This is a genomic window from Gordonia otitidis (assembly GCF_020735545.1).
GTDB lineage: Bacteria > Actinomycetota > Actinomycetes > Mycobacteriales > Mycobacteriaceae > Gordonia > Gordonia otitidis.
Window position 1 is genome coordinate 3,515,743 of record NZ_CP085974.1, and the last position, 15,255, is coordinate 3,530,997.

The 15,255-nt window shown below is 65.6% G+C and carries 13 protein-coding genes; 6 read left to right on the top strand and 7 right to left on the bottom strand.

Annotated elements, in window-relative coordinates; all coding sequences use genetic code 11:
- The first annotated feature begins 9 nt into the window (after window positions 1-9).
- The 3 genes from LK459_RS16045 to LK459_RS16055 all read left to right on the top strand — a co-directional run bounded on the left by LK459_RS16045 (window position 10) and on the right by LK459_RS16055 (window position 6,767).
- The gene (locus LK459_RS16045) at window positions 10-5,778 is read left to right on the top strand and encodes an amino acid adenylation domain-containing protein (RefSeq protein ID WP_227919517.1); all 5,769 of its coding nucleotides are present in this window, start codon (window positions 10-12) and stop codon (window positions 5,776-5,778) included.
- A 139-nt stretch (window positions 5,779-5,917) separates the two neighbouring features.
- Window positions 5,918-6,175: an MbtH family protein gene (locus LK459_RS16050; RefSeq protein WP_227919519.1), complete on the top strand. Its 258-nt coding sequence runs from the start codon at window positions 5,918-5,920 to the stop codon at window positions 6,173-6,175.
- A 286-nt stretch (window positions 6,176-6,461) separates the two neighbouring features.
- A complete protein-coding gene (locus LK459_RS16055) occupies window positions 6,462-6,767 on the top strand; it encodes a hypothetical protein (RefSeq protein ID WP_227919521.1) in 306 nt (101 codons plus the stop codon).
- Between the two features lie 46 nt (window positions 6,768-6,813).
- Here the strand turns inward: LK459_RS16055 and LK459_RS16060 are convergent, their stop codons facing one another.
- Complete coding sequence (locus LK459_RS16060; RefSeq protein ID WP_227919523.1) at window positions 6,814-7,398, bottom strand: DUF4190 domain-containing protein; 585 nt, start codon at window positions 7,396-7,398, stop codon at window positions 6,814-6,816.
- A gap of 182 nt (window positions 7,399-7,580) precedes the next feature.
- Window positions 7,581-8,087 (bottom strand): hypothetical protein, encoded by a 507-nt coding sequence (locus LK459_RS16065; protein ID WP_007237918.1) that lies wholly within the window; start codon window positions 8,085-8,087, stop codon window positions 7,581-7,583.
- Window positions 8,088-8,278: 191 nt separating this feature from the next.
- On the opposite strand from LK459_RS16065, the gene LK459_RS16070 reads away from it, so the two are divergent.
- Together LK459_RS16070 and LK459_RS16075 are read left to right on the top strand one after the other, a co-directional pair.
- Complete coding sequence (locus LK459_RS16070; RefSeq protein ID WP_227923807.1) at window positions 8,279-9,394, top strand: LLM class flavin-dependent oxidoreductase; 1,116 nt, start codon at window positions 8,279-8,281, stop codon at window positions 9,392-9,394.
- Window positions 9,391-10,056 carry a CE1759 family FMN reductase gene (locus LK459_RS16075; RefSeq protein ID WP_227919525.1) on the top strand — a complete coding sequence of 222 codons (666 nt, stop codon included), beginning with the start codon at window positions 9,391-9,393 and terminating at the stop codon, window positions 10,054-10,056. Before LK459_RS16070 ends, LK459_RS16075 begins: the two co-directional genes overlap by 4 nt.
- A gap of 76 nt (window positions 10,057-10,132) precedes the next feature.
- On the opposite strand, the gene LK459_RS16080 is transcribed toward LK459_RS16075, so the two are convergent.
- Window positions 10,133-11,146 (bottom strand): pirin family protein, encoded by a 1,014-nt coding sequence (locus tag LK459_RS16080; protein WP_227919527.1) that lies wholly within the window; start codon window positions 11,144-11,146, stop codon window positions 10,133-10,135.
- A gap of 78 nt (window positions 11,147-11,224) precedes the next feature.
- Window positions 11,225-11,971, bottom strand: coding sequence for an acetoacetate decarboxylase family protein (locus tag LK459_RS16085; protein ID WP_227919529.1), 747 nt, complete (start codon window positions 11,969-11,971; stop codon window positions 11,225-11,227).
- A gap of 305 nt (window positions 11,972-12,276) precedes the next feature.
- Between LK459_RS16085 and LK459_RS16090 the strand changes: the two genes are divergently transcribed.
- Window positions 12,277-12,600, top strand: coding sequence for a LuxR C-terminal-related transcriptional regulator (locus LK459_RS16090; protein WP_407648802.1), 324 nt, complete (start codon window positions 12,277-12,279; stop codon window positions 12,598-12,600).
- Window positions 12,601-12,651: 51 nt separating this feature from the next.
- On the opposite strand, the gene LK459_RS16095 is transcribed toward LK459_RS16090, so the two are convergent.
- The 3 genes from LK459_RS16095 to LK459_RS16105 form a co-directional block, all read right to left on the bottom strand.
- Window positions 12,652-13,644: an alpha/beta hydrolase gene (locus LK459_RS16095; protein ID WP_227919532.1), complete on the bottom strand. Its 993-nt coding sequence runs from the start codon at window positions 13,642-13,644 to the stop codon at window positions 12,652-12,654.
- Between the two features lie 96 nt (window positions 13,645-13,740).
- On the bottom strand, window positions 13,741-14,577 hold the full coding sequence (locus tag LK459_RS16100) for an anti-sigma factor (protein WP_227919534.1): 837 nt from the start codon (window positions 14,575-14,577) through the stop codon (window positions 13,741-13,743).
- Window positions 14,570-15,232, bottom strand: coding sequence for a sigma-70 family RNA polymerase sigma factor (locus LK459_RS16105; RefSeq protein ID WP_227919536.1), 663 nt, complete (start codon window positions 15,230-15,232; stop codon window positions 14,570-14,572). Before LK459_RS16105 ends, LK459_RS16100 begins: the two co-directional genes overlap by 8 nt.
- Between the last annotated feature and the right edge of the window lie 23 nt (window positions 15,233-15,255).

Sequence of the window (15,255 nt, forward strand, 5' to 3'; positions counted from 1 at the left end):
GGCGTCAACATGTCTGACTATGTGACGATCGACGGTGCGCCAGAAGACATCGCGCTCGTCTTCGGTAACCGACGGGTGAGCTACGACGAGTTCACCACACGGGTCACGCTGTTGTCCGACCAGCTCGCCGAGCTCGGTGTCGGCGCGGATACCGCTGTGGCGGTGTCCATCCCGCGTTCGATCGAATTGCTCGTGGCCATCCACGCGATCATCGCTGCCGGTGGACAGTACGTGCCGATCGACCCTGCCACTCCGACGGAGCGGGCGTCGTACATGATCGAGACCTCCGGAGCGGGCCGCATGCTCATCGGCAGGGCCGACCAACAGCCGTCATTCGTCGACGAACTCCGCTCCGTCGACTATGTCGGGATCGATGCGTCGACCCCGTATCCGCGTACCGCCTCTGCAACCGGCACTATGTCCGTGGACATCGATCATGACAACGCGATGTACACCTTGTTCACGTCGGGGTCGACCGGTCGGCCCAAGGGGGTATCGGTGTCCCACCGTGCCGTGGCGAACCGGCTGCAGTGGATGCGCGAATGGTATGCCATCAAGGATTCCGACGTCTTCCTCCAGAAGACGCCGGTGACATTCGACGTCTCGGTGTGGGAATTGTTTCTTCCGTTCATGGTGGGCGCCACGCTCGTCATCGCCGACCCGGATCGGCACGGTGATGCCGATCATCTGGTCTCCCTCATCGAGTCAGAACGGATCACAACAGTCCATTTCGTGCCGTCGATGCTGGCGGCGTTCGTCGACTCGGTCGGCCCGACACGCGGACGACTGGACTCGGTGCGGCTTCTCTTCGCCTCGGGTGAGGCGCTCCCGTCGTCGGTGGCGCACGAGGCGATGCGTGAATTTCCTCGAGCCACTGTCCACAACCTGTACGGCCCGACGGAGGCGGCCGTCGACGTAACGGCCCACCAGGTCGACCCCGATGAAATAGTCGTCCCGATCGGTGTGCCGGTGCCCGGAACCACGACGTACGTACTCGACCCGTGGCTGCAGTGGGTGCCCGAAGGAGTGCCCGGCGAACTGTATCTCGGTGGGGTGCAGGTCGCGCGAGGCTACTCCGCACAGTCGGCGCTCACCGCGCAACGATTCGTCGCCGACCCATTCGGTTCGCCGGGAGCGCGACTCTACCGCACGGGCGACAGGGTGCGATGGAACGCGTCAGGTGAATTGGAATACCTGGGACGCAACGACTTCCAGGTCAAGTTGCGTGGTCAGCGCTTGGAGCTCGGCGAGGTCGAGGCTGCGCTCATGACCTGCGCAGGCGTGGTGCATGCCGCGGCTGACGTCCGTATGGTCGGCACGCAGGCGCATCTCGTGGGTTACGTGGCGCCGAGCTCCGTCGTCGTGGACGACCTGGCCGAGGCGGTGGCGCGCGTGCTACCGGAGTACATGCGTCCCACGGTGTGGGTCACGCTCGACGAGATGCCGTTGAATGCCTCGGGCAAGATCGCACGGGCAGAGCTGCCGCAGCCGCACCTCGCAGTCGGGGAACACGTTGCGCCCCGCGGCAACGTGGAGGCGGTGCTGGCCGAGATCTTTGCAGACGTTCTCGGCGGGGAACCCGTTTCTGTTGTCGAGAACCTGTTCGATCTGGGTGGAAATTCTCTGTCCGCCATGAGGATTGCCGCACGCGCGAATGAATCACTGGGGATTCGACTGTCGATTCGCGACGTCTTCGCCGCGGGTTCGGTCCGCGCGCTCGCCGACATGGCCAACAGTGGCGGCGGACTGCCGCAGTTGACCCGCGCAGAACCGAGGCCCGATTCGCCGCCGTTGTCGTATGCGCAGCAGCGAATGTGGTTCATCAACCGGTTCGATCCCTCGTCGAACGCGTACAACATTCCGCTGCTGATGCGACTGACCGGCAACCTCGATGTCGGCGCCCTCTGGAACGCGCTGTCCGACGTCCTCGAACGACACGAGGTGCTGCGCACCACATTCCCGGCTCCTGCAGGAGTGCCCACCCAGCGGGTGCATCCTGCGACCGAGTTGTCGACCATGCTCGACGTAGCCGAAGTGCAGTCTACCGACGAGCTCGAGCGCGACGTCGAGTCGGGATTCGACCTGGCCGCCCAGTGGCCGATACGCGCGCGGTTGCTCCGGACAGGGGCTGCTGAGTACGTCGTCGCCCTCGTACTGCACCACATCGCCGCCGACGGTGAATCGCTACGCCCGCTGATCGCCGAACTCGCGCTGGCGTATTCGGCGCGCGTCCGCGGAGAGCAGCCCGTACTGCATCCTCTCGACGTCCAGGTGGTCGATCACGCCATCTGGCAACGCGAGTCGCTCGGTAGTCCCGATGACGCGCACTCGTTGATGGGGAAGCAGTTGGCGTACTGGCGACGTCAATTGTCCGGCCTGCCGCCGGTGCTCTCGTTGCCGACCGACTCACCCCGCCCTGCGGTCTTCACCGGCCGCGGAGACCGATGCGACTTCGAGATTCCACGCGAGGTCGCCACCCGGATCGACGCGTTGGCTCAGCAGTGTCGCGTCACGCCGTTCATGATCGTCCACGCTGCCCTGGCCACGCTGTTGGCTCGCCTGACCGCCGAGGACGACATCGCGATCGGCACACCGATCGCGGGTAGAGATCGACCCGAGATCGAACCCCTGATCGGGATGTTCGTCAATACCCTCGTTCTCCGGACCCGGATCGATCTCACCGACAGTTTCCTCGACCTCGTGGAGCAGGTGCGTCGCACCGACATCGACGGCTATGCGAACTCCGACGTCCCGTTCGAGATGGTCGTCGAGACTGTCGATCCTGTCCGGTCCGAAGCCTTCGCACCGCTGGCCCAGGTCTGGTTGACCTTCGAAGGCGCCGCCACGGCGGAGTTCGCGGATGGACACATCGATCCGACCACCGTGGCGGGCCTCGAGATCGCGCCGATGCCCGCCGGGTCGCTCGCTGCGAAAGTGGATCTGCTCGTCGGTATCTCCCGAACCCCAGGAGAAGACTGGCTCGGTTCGATCATCTACGCCGCAGATCTGTTCGAGGCTGAGTCGGTCGAACGCGTCAGCACCCAACTCGTCGACCTCCTTGCGGGGGCGACGGCGCAACCGCAGACTCCGTTGAGCGACGTGATCGACCGTGGACTCTCCGGAGTGGGGTCTGTCAGCGGTGGCGACGGCACGGAACCTGTGCTGTTGGCCGACATCTTCGGTCGGGCTGCACAGCAGTGGCCCGACAGCCTCGCGGTTGTCGACGACGCCGACAACGCGCTCACCTACGCCGAGATCGACCGCAGGTCGAATCGCCTGGCGCGGTGGCTGATAGATCAGGGCGCCGGCCCGGAGACCCTGGTCGCGTTGTCGATCAGGCGCTCGGTGACACTGCTGACCGCGATCTGGGCGGTAGCCAAGACTGGTGCCGCGTACGTGCCCGTCGATCCGACGTATCCGCCTGAGCGCATCGCGCTGATGATCGAGGATTCAGATGCGAAATTCGGTCTGACGACGGTTGATTCGCTTCCGCATTCGGATGTCCACGAGTGGTTCACACTCGATTCGATCCCGATCGGCGCGGCGATCGAGGATCGTTCCGACTCTCCGCTCGCGCCCGAGCAACTGAGCGCGCAAGTCCGGGGCGACAACGCCGCATATGTGATCTACACGTCGGGGTCGACCGGCCGTCCCAAGGGCGTCACGGTCAGCCACTCCGGACTGGCCAACTTCGGTGTCGAGGAGATCCGCCGATCCGACACCGACGCTCCTCTGCGCGTCTTGGGTTTCGCGTCACCGAGCTTCGACGCTTCGGTGCTCGAGTATCTGTTGGCGACGATGTCCGGCGGCACCCTGTACTACCGCCCGGAGGATGCCGTCGGCGGTGAGTCGCTGCAGCGGTTCATGGCCGGTCGCGGCGTCACACACACCTTTCTGACCCCCTCGGTGCTGACCACGCTCGACCCCGATGCTCTACCCGCGCTCCGCACGGTCTACGTCGGTGGTGAGGCGGTGGGGCAGGCGCTCGTCGACAGATGGGCGCCCGTGCGGCGAATGCAGAATCTCTACGGTCCGACCGAGACGACCATCGGGGTCATCATCGGTGAGCCGATGCACGCAGGTCGTTCGGTCATGCTCGGCGGCCCGCTGGCCGGGGTGGACCTGGTGGTTCTCGATCAGCGGCTACGTCCGGTTGCTGACGGGGTGCCTGGTGAATTGTATGTGGGCGGTCACGCCCTCTCCCGGGGTTATCTGGGGCGGTCCGGGCTGACCGCTGCGCGTTTCGTGCCGAATCCGTTGAGCGAGGACGGGACTCGACTGTACCGCACGGGCGACGTCGTGAGGTGGCGACATGATGGTGATCATCGCGTCATCGAATATCTCGGCAGAAGCGACGACCAGGTCAAACTACGCGGGTTGCGCCTCGAACTCGGCGAGATCGAAACGGTGCTCGCCGAGTACCCCGGCATCCGGTCCGCAGTGGTGGTCGGAGTTGGCGGCGCGGTGGTGACAGATCTGGCAGCCTATGTGACGGTCGACGCCGAAGGTGAGGCGTCGAGCCCGACCGACAGGCGCGGTGCTGTCGATATCGCGGCACTGAAGAGTTTCGCCGCCCGACGACTTCCGACCTTCATGATCCCGTCGACCGTCACGGTTCTCGATTCTTTCCCCTTGACGCCCGTCGGAAAGCTCGATCGTGCAGCACTGCCCCGGCCCGCCGCATCGACCGGCGACTACGAGGAACCGGAGACCGACACCGAGCGAACGGTGGCGGCGATCTTCGCCGACGTCCTCGACACCTCGCAGGTGTCGGCGACGGCGGGCTTCTTCGATCTCGGCGGAAACTCGTTGTCGGCGACGCGGGTGGTCGCACGCGTTCGGGACGAGTTCGACGTGGACTTCGACCTGGCGGTGTTCTTCCACAACCCGACGGTGAGAGGGCTTGCCGCGGCGCTGGAATCAGGTGCTCGGTCGGCCGGCGGGGTGATGCTGCCATTGCGTGAACAGGGCGCTCGGCCCCCACTGTTCTGTATCCATCCAGCCGGTGGTCTTGCCTGGTTCTACGGTGGACTGGCGCCGTACCTGACCGACCGACCGATCTACGGCATCCAGGACCCCTATGTGGTGTCCGGTGAGCATGCGGGCGATGACGCCCACCAGATAGCTGCCGGATACGTCGAGGAGATCCGGCGGATACGCCCGCACGGCCCGTACCACCTGCTGGGGTGGTCGGTCGGAGGTGTTCTTGCCGACGCGGTGGCCACGGCTCTGCAATCCGACGGCGAGACCGTCGAATTCCTCGGGATCATGGACGCCTCTCCGCCCGCGAATCCCGACCCACCGACTTGCCGAGTGGATTCGTCTGCGTACGGTTCGGATGAGGAGCAGTCCGGTGCGGCGGGCTCCGTCGTGGCTGACGCTCTCGGTGGATGGCGAGACCTCTTCGATCTCGGCGAGGACGTGCAGGCAAGCTCACCCGACGAGGTCGCCGCGATTGTGCGGAGTCAGCTGTCGGGCATGAACCTGCTCGACGATGCGCAGGTCGATCGGATCATGGAGAGTTTCGCGGCATCCGAATCCGTGGTGGCGGGATTCCGGCCCCAGACGTTCACCGGCGATGTGCTCGTCTTCACCGCCACGGCGGACAAGGACGATCCGTCGACGGTAGCCGCCGCATGGCGTCCATACGTCACGGGAAGCGTACGCAACGTCGACGTCGATTCCCACCATCTCGGCCTCGCGGACGAGTCTTCGTTGGCGGTCATCGGACCGGCACTCGAAGCGGCGCTCGATGCGGCCAGGGCTACCCGGACGTGAGGGACACGTGGCCCGGGTATCAGCCCGCGACCGCGCCCACCCGTGGCGTGGATAGGCTGTACTCACTTACTGGTGCGAGATCAGATCACGGTGCTCCGACCGCGAGCGCACAACCACTGAATGCTAGAAAGGGCAACCCATGACCAACCCCTTCGACGACGAGAACGGTCGCTTCTTCGTGCTGGTCAACGACGAGAACCAGCACTCGCTCTGGCCGACATTCGCCGACATTCCTGCAGGCTGGACCAAGGTGTTCGGCGAAGACTCTCGCGCTGCGTGCCTGGAGTACGTCGAACAGAACTGGACCGACCTGCGACCCAAGAGTTTGATCGAGGCGATGGAGGCCGACAAGGCCGCTGCCCAGAACTCCGGAGGCGACGACAGCGCAGGACAGTGATCAACGGTCTGCGTGCGCTGCGGGCGGCGACCTTACCCAGTCTGTCAAGGTAACGCCGCAGTCTCACTTTCACTCCAGCATCAATAACCCCGCCCGATAACACCCGTCACTGAAGTTAACCTGTTCATACGTCGGCTGGTCAGACTACTGTAATCTGAGTCACATAATGACCTGCCTGGTTTTCAATTCGTTATGAGCGAGGGATGCTTGACAAATCGTTGAGCTGCCGCTCGGCAGGGAGACGGTGATCGAAATGCCAAGACAGTGTTCCGTGGGGGAGCGGTTGATGGACGATTTGCTGAGTGACATCCAGTCGCGGGCCAGAGTGACGCCGTGGCTGCCCGCCGTGCGCATTGCAGACGATGTGGTCACCTACGGAGGACTCGACGACGCGATCGCGTCCTACGCTCCCGTCGTCGAGAAGCACGGAATGTCGCGCGAGTCCGCGCTGTACGCAGCGATCATGCACACCATCCCCGCCATCGCAGCACTCGAAAGCCCCGACGAGCAGGGAATGATCGTCGATCAGATCATCGAGTGGCTTGCGCGCCACCTGCCACCGTCAAGCGGACATCTACGCGTCGCCGGCTGATCGCCTGCGGTGGACGGTAAGAGCCCCTCGCACCGCTTGCCGAGCATCAGACGCCGGCCACCAGCAACACGAGTAACAAAATCGGCATGCCGATGAGGGTCGCAATCGTCCCGAACACGATGCCGGTGATCGCCCGCGCGCTCCCGTGGTAGCGGCCCTGCTGACGGTTGATCTGGCGAACGCCCGCGGCTCCGAGCGCTATCGACAGCACACCCGCAACGCCGCCGATCCCGAGCACCGGGATGAGTGGCAATGCCGCCAGCGCGGTCACCAGCGACGCCGTCGCCAGGGGTGCGGGACGAGTGTTGTGCGGCAGTAGGCGGATCGGGGCGACCCGCGACGGGGTGAGTGCGACGGGGTCGTACCTGACGCGATCACCGTGCGCGACATCCCAGTAGTCGCCGACCTCGGGGATCGGAGCATCTCTGCTCGTGTCGCGCAGTCCGGTGACCGGCACACGATGGGCACGGCTTCGGGTACGTGGTGTGCTGCGGGCCGTGTCGTCCGGCTCCGTGCCGGCCCCGGGGGGACAGGGCAGAGACATCGAGTCGAGATCGTTCGACGACGGCCACCGCTGGTAGCGATCTGTGAGCGTCGGTTCGATCGGTGCGGTCGGGTGTTCGGTACGCATCGGCCCTCCTCGCGACGAGTCTACCGACCTGTGTGTCGTGACCTCCGCGGCGAGAACCGCGCTGACGTCGGTCAGTCGCTCCCCCACCCTCCACGCAGATGCCGACTGCGCCGCCCCGCTGTACGTGGGACGGCGCAGTCGCGTTGCATTGGGGCGATTGGATCTTGCCCGACGAGCGGGACTCAGCCCCCGTGCTGGCCCATCATCGAGCTCAGCTGCGTGACGGCGTCGCCCGAGAGCTTCCAGTCGCCGTCGACCTTCACGTACGAGAGCGTGATGTTGGCCGGGTTCGAGGAGTGCGGGCTCTTCACCTCGACGCTCGCGTCGGCCTTGTCGTCGCCGGTCTTCTTGACCTCGGTCACCGTGTAGACGTCGGGTCCGTAGCCGGCGGCCGAGGCGCCTTTGGCGTAGGCCTGGATCGCGGTCTTGGTGACAGGGTTGCTGGTGTCCACGACCTTCTCGAGATCGTCGGACGAGGTGTTCGAGTCCACTGCCTTGCGCAGGATGTCCTGGGCGTCGGAGTTGGTCAGTCCCGCGATCGCTGCGGCTGCCTGGCTGGTCGCCTCGGTGACCTTGCTGGTGGCACTGGCCACGGTGTCGCTGGCGCTGTCCGAATCCGAACAGCCCGCGACCGCGACAAGGGCGGCGCCCGCGATCATGGCGGCCGCGAGAGACTTCCGAAGCTTCATTGCTACTCCTGACGACGTGAGTGGTCGACGCCGCGATTGATTGACGACGCGATTGTAAGGACACACTAACCCACGGTGTCCGGCCTGCCTCGGGAGGATTCCTGCGGTACCGTCGGCGGGGAATTAAGCGGACTCGGGTCCGGTTATGGCCAGTGAAAGGTTTCGTATCCGTCATTCCAGGAGGCATGACAATGCAGTTCGGACTGTTTTCCGTCAGCGACATCACGGCCGACCCGACGACGGGAGTCGAGCCGACAGAGCACGAGCGCATCAAGGCATCGGTGGCGATCGCCAAGAAGGCCGAGGACATCGGCCTCGACGTCTATGCCCTCGGTGAGCATCACAATCCGCCCTTCTTCTCGTCGTCGCCGACCACGACGCTGGCCTACATCGCAGCGCAGACCAGCACGCTGCAGCTGTCCACCGCGACGACCCTGATCACCACCAACGACCCGGTCAAGATCGCGGAGGACTTCGCGATGCTGCAGCACCTCGCCGACGGTCGCGTCGACCTGATGCTCGGTCGCGGTAACACCGGGCCGGTGTACCCGTGGTTCGGCAAGGACATCCGTCAGGGAATCCCGCTGGCCATCGAGAACTACCACCTCCTGCATCGCTTGTGGACCGAGGACGTCGTCAACTGGGAGGGCAAGTTCCGGACCCCGCTGCAGTCGTTCACGTCCACGCCGCGCCCGCTCGACGACGTCGCGCCGTTCGTGTGGCACGGGTCGATCCGGAGCCCGGAGATCGCAGAACAGGCCGCCTACTACGGCGACGGCTTCTTCGCCAACCACATCTTCTGGCCTGCCGAGCATTCCAAGCGGCTGATCGACTTCTACCGCGAGCGCTACGAGCACTACGGCCACGGCAAGGCCCACCAGGCCATCGTCGGTCTCGGTGGTCAGTTCTTCATCCGGAAGAACTCGCAGGATGCGGTCAGGGAGTTCCGGCCCTACTTCGACAACGCGCCGGTCTACGGGCACGGGCCGTCGCTCGAGGACTTCACCCGCGAGACACCGCTCACGGTCGGCAGTCCGCAGGAGTTCGTCGACCGCACGCTCTCCTTCCGCGAGACGTTCGGTGACTACCAGCGCCAGCTGTTCCTCGTCGACCACGCCGGCCTGCCGCTGAAGACCGTCCTCGAACAGCTCGATGAACTCGGCGAGGTGCTCCCCGAACTCCGCAAGGGATTCGCGGAGGGACGCCCCGCAGACGTTCCGGACGCTCCGACACACCAGTCGCTCGTCGCGGCCCGCGACGCGCAGAGCCTCGCCAAGGCGGAGCAGGAAGCACAGGTGAACGCATGAACTCGGTGACCCTGGTTGCGGTGAACGCCGGACTCAGCGAGCCGTCGTCGACGAGGATGCTCGTCGACCGGCTCACCGACGACGCCGTCGCCGTACTGCAGTCTCATGGTCTGTCGGTCGACGTGCGGGTCATCGATCTGCGCGATCTGGCCGTCGACGTAGGCCGTTCGCTGGCAACGGGTTTTGCCGGCGGGGCAGCCGGAGACGCCGTTCGTGCCGTGCAGGACGCCGACGCATTGATCGTCGCCACTCCGGTGTTCAACGCCTCGTACTCAGGACTGTTCAAGTCGTTCTTCGACCTCGTCGACGTCGACACGATGGCAGGCAAGCCGGTGCTGATCGCGGCGACCGGCGGCAGCCCACGTCATTCGATGGTCCTCGACCACGCGCTGCGCCCGTTGTTCAGCTATCTGCGCACCGTGGTCGTACCGACCGGGGTCTACGCGGCATCGGAGGACTGGGCTGGTACATCGGGTGACACCGCGACTCTGACAGACAGAATCCACCGCGCCGCAACACAATTGGCGGCATTGCTGACGGTCGGATCGGGCGCACGGGCGGCCACGCCGCAGACATCCGAGCCCGATCACGCGGAGCAGCGCGCGCACGCGGACGAAGAAGCGGGAATCGCCAACTTCGCGCGCCTACTGGCGGGCGACTGACCGCTCGGCGTGTGTCGGATTCGCCGAAGCCGGGGATCGACACAAGCGGGATCGACAGACGCTGGAAACCGAAAGACTATGCGCGCCCGGGAGTGTTCTCCCGGGCGCGTAGTCGTGTCCCGGGCAGTGTGGGGGCGGGCAGATGCTGTATTTCACCGGTGTAGCCCTGTACCCGGCCGAAGCGGTCACTGTGGGCCATCCACTCCTCGCGCGCTGCCACGATCTCCTCGTGCGTGCGGCCGACGAAGTTCCACCACATGATGATGTCGTCGTCGAACGGCGCGCCGCCCAACACGATGACTCGTGCTCGATCGTCACCGCGATTGGCAAGCGTGACTGTCTCGGCGCCGGTTCCGAGGTACCCCAGCTCCGTCCGTTCGAGTGGGCCCGCCGACGAGTCGACGATGGTGACCCGGCCGGAATCGACGAGGAATCCGTGTTCGAAGGCAGGGTCGATGTCGATGGTGATCTCCGCTCCCGAGGGGATTCGCAGTTCGGCGCCCACCAGCGGTGTGAAGGTCTCGACCGGGGAGGTATCGCCGAGGAGGGTGCCGAGGAAGACCAGCGCGCTCACCTCACCGACGGTGACGGTGGGCGGTACGTAGTGGGCGAAATCGCGCCCGGTGTTCGCGGCATCCGCGGGCAGCGCGACCCACAACTGCACACCGTGCAGCACCGTGGTGTCCGGTGTCGACACCTCGGTGTGGGCGATTCCATGTCCCGAGGTCATCAGATTCAGCTCGCCGGGACGTACCATCGCGACATTTCCCATGGTGTCGCGGTGCTCGATCTCGCCGGTGAAAAGCCAACTGACCGTTTGTAATCCGATGTGTGGGTGGGGTGGGACGTCCATTCCGCCGGTCACCGAGACGTCGTCCGGCCCGTAGTGGTCGGCGAAACACCAGGCGCCGATCAGCGAACGCTCGCGTTGCGGAAGCGTGCGGTGCACGGTCATCGCCCGCGGGCCGCCCAGTGGCACATCACGCGCGGTCAGGACCTCGACACGGAGCGTTCCGTCGTGATCGGGATCGGCGTTCTCGACGTCGGTCCGGCAGTCGATCTCCGTGGGGTGCGTTTCCAGATTGCTCATGGTGTGTGCGTCTCCGACCGTCGGGGCTGATGACGCCAGTCTATGAACCATCGGGCAGATGACCGGCCCGCGCCCTGCTCAGAGGTCTGTGGCGTCGCCGAACGTCATGGCCAGGTGGTCCACCGACATCGTCATCAGTGCGTGCCTGCTCAGCCGGAGATCGCGCAATTCGTCGGCGATCGGATGTCCGCCGAGGATCAGGCCCGCGCCGCCGACACGGGCGCGAACTCCACGCAGGGAGCCGAGGCGCCAGGGAATCGACCTGAGTTGGCCGTCGAGGCAGGAATACGCCGTGAGATCTGTGGCGCCCGACGCCGCGGGCACCGGAATACCCGGGGCGGTCTCGAGTGACGCGATCAGCCTGCCGTCCTCCGCGACGCTGGCACGCTTGCGCGAACCGTCGTGATCGACGTCGAAGTCGGCGAGGAATTTGGGAAAGCCCCAGATCCCGCGCCCCGCTTCGCGTGTGAACTCGCCGTCGACGGGCAGTCGGTGGATGAGGGCGTGCGCGTCACCGCGCGCTATCGATCCGAGCGCGCGCAGGGGTGATGCGGGCGTCGCGGGGTCCTCGACGAGCAGACACACGCCGAATTCGTTGTACGGCCCGAGGTCTCCGTCGACATAGTCGACGAAGACCAGCATCACGACACCACGGCCCGGACGTAGCCGAAGCGGACGCAGTCCGTCGGCGCCGGACGCGTTGATGATGCTCGCCATCGCATCGGCGTCGGCGGTGAAGCCCGCTGCGACGCACCGCGCGTCCCTGATCTCGACGGGCATCGTCACCGTCGTGCCGAGAACGGAGTGGGTCGATGGGGAGGGCATGGGCCGCCTTTCGCAGAACCGGAACCTTCAGCATCTCGAGCCGATGAGAACGTGTTCCAGTTTTGCATATCGCCTGATGAGCGGGGGCGGGAACGCGGCATCGAGGACCGTCTCAGGGGCGGTGGTTGCACATGCAACAAAGACCCCATTTAAGGGACTACCGATATGTCAGAGTCGATCCTTATCATTTGCTGAGTGTCGGGGATCGGTGTCGTGAAGACATTATGTAGAAGGACGTACTCGTGACCGAAGTTCCTGAGGCCAGTGTGCCCCGTGGGGGAGTAGCACCTGTGCCTGCGCACACCATCTCGTCTGATCGGGGCGGGGTGTCGCGTGCCGTCGTCCCCACTCAGATCGCCAGGATGGACGATTACCGCCACGGCCACGAGGCGGATGCGTCGCGCAGGCCCGTGCTGTCGCGTCGCGAGGTGGAGGTGCTGTTGACCTGGCTGCGTGCCGAGTCGAAAGAGGACGCCGCCGCCGAACTGTTCATCTCGGCGTCGACGGTGAGCACCCATCTCGCGCGAATCCGCACCAAGTACACGGCGGCCGGCCGGCCGGCACCGACCAAGACCCACCTGCTCGCCCGCGCGCTCCAGGACGGTTACACCAGTCTCGACCTCTGGTGACGTATCGGCGCCCCCGACGTCGTGGGCGCCGAGCCTGTCACCATCTGCATTTCACGCCCCGATATCGCGAGCGATCGACGGCCAGGTCTGGTGTAGGTCGTCCTGCCAGTAGCCCCACGAGTGGGTGCCGACGGGACGTAGATTGACCTGTGCAGGAATGCCGAGTTGGGCGAGACGGGACGCCATCTGGCGTGTGCACTGGTCGATGCCGAATTCGATCGCGCCGCCGAGCAGCACCTGGTTGCCCAGGGCGAATTGGTCACCGTCGATTCCAGGGTCCGAGAGTTGTTCGTGCTTACCGGGAAGCCCTGTGCCCGCGGTCATGTAGACCTTGGTGCCGCGAAGCGTCGCCGCATTGAGGTAGGGGTCGTTTGCGCGCCAACCCGGGCCGTTGAGCGGGCCCCACATATTGGTCATGTTGCCGCCGCCGCGGTTCTCGACGACGAAGCGGATGTACTGCTGGCCGACGGGGTCGCTCGTACGTGCGCAGCCGCTGAATGCGGCGATCGAGCGATACATCCCCGGCGCAGCGAGGGCGAGATTGAACACCGTGGTGCCGGCCATCGAGATCCCTGCGACCGCCACTTTTCCGGTGGTCGGGAAACGCTTGTCGATCAACGGTGGCAGTTCTCTTGTGAGGAAGGTCTGCCACTTGTTGCGGCCGAGGACAGGGTCGTCGCGTTGCCAGTCGGTGTAGTACGAGAAGGCGCCGCCGATCGGGGTCACGACGTAGACGTTCTTGTCGGCGAAGAACTTCTTGTAATCGGTGCGGGCGTTCCAGGTGGCCGAATCCTCCCCGCCGCCTGCGCCGTTGAGCAGATAGAGAGCGGGTGCCGGTCGCGTGCGATTCTTCGGGGTCAACACCGTGATCGGGATGGTGCGGTCCATCGACGCACTGTGCACCATGAGGGTGACCTGCTGGGGGGAGTCATCGGTTGAGCTCACGATGCTCGACGTCGGCGCTGCCTGCGCCGGCGTCGTCGTTCCCAGGAACGCGGCGAGCGTGAGTCCCAGGATCAGCCAGATCAAGTGCTGTCGACGCATCATTCTCCTGCGATCGGTATCGGCGGTGCGGGGTCGCAGTCAACGGCGAACCCGACGTCTCTGAGTACCGTATGACGCGCCACCCGTGCGCCGACGTTACAACGGAACCTGGGTCAGAATAGCGCTCGTCGGCTGCGGGGATCCGCCTTGTGGCTCGATGGTCACCGCCAGAACCCGCGAAGCGTCGAGCGCGTCGATGACCACCGGCGCTCCCGCTCCCGCGCCGTCCGCGAGACCTGCCGACACCGGTTTGTCGGACTTGCCGATCAGCCAGAGTTGGAATGTCTGGTCTGGCGCGAGACGATTGCGCTGGTCACGCAGCAGCGCAACTGCGCGGTTGGCCGACTTCGAGCTCACGACGGTCACTGTCCCCCGGTCGTCGGCCAGCGGCGAGACCGTCGACCGTGCGTCGGGAGCGGCGAGGATGTCGGACACCTGCTGGGCGGTCGTCGTCGACGGCGTCGACTCCGGCGCTGTGGACCGTCCGATCAGTACACCCGCGCCGAGCGCGACCGCCACCGTGACCGCTGCGGCTCCGACTGCGAGTGAGACGCGTCGGCGGCGGCTTCTGGCGTGGTCGAGCGCGACGACGGTCGACGTCCCGTCGGCGCCGGGGCCGGAGTCGTCACCGGGGCCGGAGTCGCTGTCGGGGTCCCGGTCGGTGCCGATCTCGGCTGCGTGGTCGGGGGCGCTGTCGGCGGTGAACACCCGATCGAGAACCGTCTCGCGCAGCTCTGTCGGTGCGGCCAGCGCGAATCCGCTCGCCAGGTCGGTGACCGCAGACCGGACGTCGGTGATGCGGGCGCGGTAGATCCGTAGCTCGACGGGGCTGAGATCGTCGAGTTCCCGGCGCACACGTTCGTTCTCGGCGGGCGGGAGCGCGTCGATCGCGTACAACTCGATGTGGTCGTCGAGCCACTCGGTGTCAGCCATCGCCATCACCGTGCAAACACTTCTTGAGACGACGGAGACCGTCGCGGATGCGCGACTTGATCGTCGGCAGCGGCGTGGAGGTGATTGCCGCGACCTCGGGATAGGTCATGCCGTTGAAGTACGACATCTCGATGCTGGCGCGCTGGAGTTCTGTCAGTCGGTCGAGGCACGTACGCAGCTCGCGGGTCTCCTCGCGGTCGACGACCACCTCGAGCGGAATCGGGTGCGGGGTGCTCACGTTGCCCGCGCCGTACTCTGCGGCCTTGCGCTGTTGCAGTTCCTCGGTGCGCACCCGGTCGACGGCCCGGCGATGAGCGATCGTCATCATCCACGTGATCACCGAACCGCGCGACGGCTGATACTCGCCTGCCTTCTGCCAGTACTGGAGGTAGGACTCCTGCACGACCTCTTCCGCGTAGTGGACGTCGCGGATCACGCGCAATGCCAGTCCGTATATCCGCGCGCTGGTCAGGTCGTAGAGCCGACCGAATGCTGCCCGATCACCGCCGGCCGATGCCGACAACAGTTCGCGCAGTGTGCCCGCTTCCGACGTGGCGCCCGCGGGACGATCGTCGCCGTCTCCCGTCGAGGCGTGGCCGGATGTCACCCCACCACGGTAGCCACGCCGCGTTGTCTGTGTGGCGATTCGGCCCATACGGTGTCGTGCCGCGTCAGGTA

Coding starts and splice junctions, on each gene's coding strand:
- LK459_RS16080 (WP_227919527.1), bottom strand. CDS start 11,146: ATGAGCAATCTGGAAACGCACCCCACGGAGATCGACTGCCGGACCGAC.
- LK459_RS16045 (WP_227919517.1), top strand. CDS start 10: ATGTCTGACTATGTGACGATCGACGGTGCGCCAGAAGACATCGCGCTC.
- LK459_RS16085 (WP_227919529.1), bottom strand. CDS start 11,971: ATGCCCTCCCCATCGACCCACTCCGTTCTCGGCACGACGGTGACGATG.
- LK459_RS16050 (WP_227919519.1), top strand. CDS start 5,918: ATGACCAACCCCTTCGACGACGAGAACGGTCGCTTCTTCGTGCTGGTC.
- LK459_RS16060 (WP_227919523.1), bottom strand. CDS start 7,398: ATGCGTACCGAACACCCGACCGCACCGATCGAACCGACGCTCACAGAT.
- LK459_RS16055 (WP_227919521.1), top strand. CDS start 6,462: ATGGACGATTTGCTGAGTGACATCCAGTCGCGGGCCAGAGTGACGCCG.
- LK459_RS16065 (WP_007237918.1), bottom strand. CDS start 8,087: ATGAAGCTTCGGAAGTCTCTCGCGGCCGCCATGATCGCGGGCGCCGCC.
- LK459_RS16070 (WP_227923807.1), top strand. CDS start 8,279: ATGCAGTTCGGACTGTTTTCCGTCAGCGACATCACGGCCGACCCGACG.
- LK459_RS16075 (WP_227919525.1), top strand. CDS start 9,391: ATGAACTCGGTGACCCTGGTTGCGGTGAACGCCGGACTCAGCGAGCCG.
- LK459_RS16095 (WP_227919532.1), bottom strand. CDS start 13,644: ATGCGTCGACAGCACTTGATCTGGCTGATCCTGGGACTCACGCTCGCC.
- LK459_RS16105 (WP_227919536.1), bottom strand. CDS start 15,232: ATGGGCCGAATCGCCACACAGACAACGCGGCGTGGCTACCGTGGTGGG.
- LK459_RS16100 (WP_227919534.1), bottom strand. CDS start 14,577: ATGGCTGACACCGAGTGGCTCGACGACCACATCGAGTTGTACGCGATC.